Origin of the sequence: Mesorhizobium kowhaii (genome assembly GCF_042431665.1) — a bacterium.
Classification (GTDB): Bacteria; Pseudomonadota; Alphaproteobacteria; order Rhizobiales; family Rhizobiaceae; genus Mesorhizobium; species Mesorhizobium kowhaii.
In genome coordinates, this window is sequence record NZ_JBHLYT010000112.1 from 1 (window position 1) to 2,526 (window position 2,526).

Here is a 2,526-nt window from a genome sequence, read left to right on the forward strand (position 1 = left end):
TGCTGAAGGGTTTCGGGTGCCGTGAGGCGTACGAAAGCCTCTCATGCAGGAACCCGCGGGCCACAGTTGATGGCTATGGGGATTTTAGTTTGCGGCTGATGTCGGCGATGGCGTGACCGCCCCCGTTAGGCGACGCGGTGGACACGGATGGACCGTTCAGTGAAGCCTCCGCACAGCCTTGTAGCCTCTGTGCGCAGGCGGACGTGGCCCTGCCGGCCTCGCTGAGCACCATGGGCGCGCGTGGGTCCTTCGCCGCAGATTGAGCGCCTGTGGCTGGAGGCTGGATCAGACCATGCCGGGTCATGGAGCGGTCTCCCGGATCGGTGCCGATGCGTTCGGCGGTCCGCGCGGCTGCCTCCTCCACCGTTCGATCGTCTCGATGACGATCATGCGTCCGCCGCAGCAGGGGCATGGCGGCCGGAAGTCAGCCGGTTCTTCCGGAGTGTCGTCTTCGGGCGGCGGAGCGACGTTCAGCAGTTCGCGGGCGCGTGCGAGGCTGGCCTTGCGGGCCGAGCCGGCGAGCAGGCCATAATGTCGGATGCGATGGAAGCCGCGCGGCAGGACGTGGAGCAAGAAGCGGCGGATGAACTCGTCGGTCGCGAGCGTCATGACCTGCTGGCGGTCGGCGCCGTCGCGACGATAGTCCTTATAGCGGAAGGTGACGCCGCTCTCGTCGAAGGCGAACAGCCGGCGGTTTGAGATCGCAACCCGGTGCGTGTAGCGCGACAGGTAGGCGAGCACCGCCTCCGGCCCCGCGAACGGCGCCTTGGCGTAGACCACCCAGCGCTTCTTCCGGGCGGCAGCAAGCTGGCGCAGGAAGGCGCATCGCTCGGTGAGGTGCGCCATCGAACCGAAAAAGGTGAGACGGCCGGCGTCGTGCAGCGCGATCAGCCTGTTGAGGAACAGTCGGCGGAACAACTTGCCGAGTACCCTCACCGGGAGCAGGAAGGCCGGGCGCGACGAGACCCAGCGCTTCCCATCCGGCGCGATGCCGCCGCCCGGCACGATCATGTGGACATGAGGATGGTGCGTCATCGCCGATCCCCATGTATGAAGCACTGCCGTGATGCCGATGAGTGCGCCGAGATGCCTCGGATCGGCGGCGATCCGAAGCATCGTCTCCGATGCCGCCTTGAACAGCAGGTCATAGACCAGCGCCTTGTTGTGGAAGGCGATGTCGGCGACCTCGGCGGGCAGCGTGAACACGACGTGGAAGTAGCCGACTGGCAGCAGGTCGGCTTCGCGCTCGGCGAGCCATGTACGCGCGGCCGCGCCCTGGCATCTGGGACAGTGCCGGTTGCGGCAGGAGTTATAGGCGATCCGCCATTGGCCGCAGTCCTCGCAGGCCTCGACGTGACCGCCGAGCGCCGCGGTGCGGCAATGCTCGATCGCCGACATCACCTTGAGCTGGATGAGGCTCAGGTGACCTGCATGGGCGGCCCGATAGGCGGGGCCGGCAGCACGGAAGATGTCGGCGACCTCGACAGAGGTGCGCACGGCTCAGCCGGGCGACGTCTTGCCTTCCATCAGCGCCATCAGCCGGTCGAGCGGCCCTGCGACCGCATGGATCGTCCGCGTCGAGACCTTGGTGTAGAGCGCGGTGGTATCGAGCTTGCTGTGGCCAAGCAGCACCTGGATGACGCGGATGTCGACATCCTGTTCGAGCAGGTGGGTGGCGAAGCTGTGGCGCAGCGTGTGCGGGCTGACGCGCTTGCGGATGCCGGCGACTTCGGCTGCTTCCTGGACCGCGCGATGCAGTTGCCGCGACGAGATCGGTGCCGTGCAGCTGCGCCCCGGGAACAGCCAGCCATGCGGGAGCATCACCCCGCGCCGCCTGCCTTCGCGCCACCATAGCCGCAGCAGCTCAAGCAGTTGCGGCGATAGCATCGCATTACGGTCCCTGCGGCCCTTGCCCTGCTCGACGCGGATCAGCATGCGCGTGCTATCGACATCGTCGACCTTGAGGTGTGCGACCTCGGACACACGCAGGCCCGCGCCATAGGCGACGCCGAGTGCGGCCTTGTACTTGATGCCTGGTGCGGCCTCGAGCAGCCGCGCCGCTTCCTCCACGCTCAGCACGTCGGGCAGCTTGCGCTGATACCTCATGATCACCAGCGCACGCGCCAGATCCCGCCGCTTCAGCGTCACGAGGAACAGGAACCGCAATGCAGAGACCGCGCCATTGATCGTCGCAGGGCCGACGCCGCTCTCATGCTGATGCAGCTGGAATCGACGGATGTCCTCAGCCGTCGCAGTGTCGGGCGAGCGGCCAAGGAACACAGCGAAGCGCCGGACGTGACGAACGTAGTCCTGCTGGGTATGGGAGCCCAGGCCACGCATGAGCATGTCGTGCTGCATGCGCTGGCGAAGCGGAGAGATTGGTGCATCGGTCGACAAAGTAGCCATGGCGAGTTCCTCTCGTTGAAGGGAACTCCATGGTCAGATCGACGCCTCTACCCGCTCAAGTCAAATGCCTGTCGCGCCATCTCAGGCCGAGGCGCTCCTCCCGCGGAGCGGGTTCGTGCA

The 2,526-nt window shown here is 66.5% G+C and carries 2 protein-coding genes; both read right to left on the reverse strand.

The annotated features are described in order from the left end of the window. Window positions 1–300 precede the first annotated feature (300 nt). The gene (locus ACFFNA_RS35515; protein ID WP_378924578.1) at window positions 301–1,497 is read right to left on the reverse strand and encodes an IS91 family transposase; all 1,197 of its coding nucleotides are present in this window, start codon (window positions 1,495–1,497) and stop codon (window positions 301–303) included. A gap of 3 nt (window positions 1,498–1,500) precedes the next feature. Further along, window positions 1,501–2,406, reverse strand: a complete 906-nt coding sequence (locus ACFFNA_RS35520) for a tyrosine-type recombinase/integrase (protein ID WP_378924580.1) — start codon at window positions 2,404–2,406, stop codon at window positions 1,501–1,503. Between the last annotated feature and the right edge of the window lie 120 nt (window positions 2,407–2,526).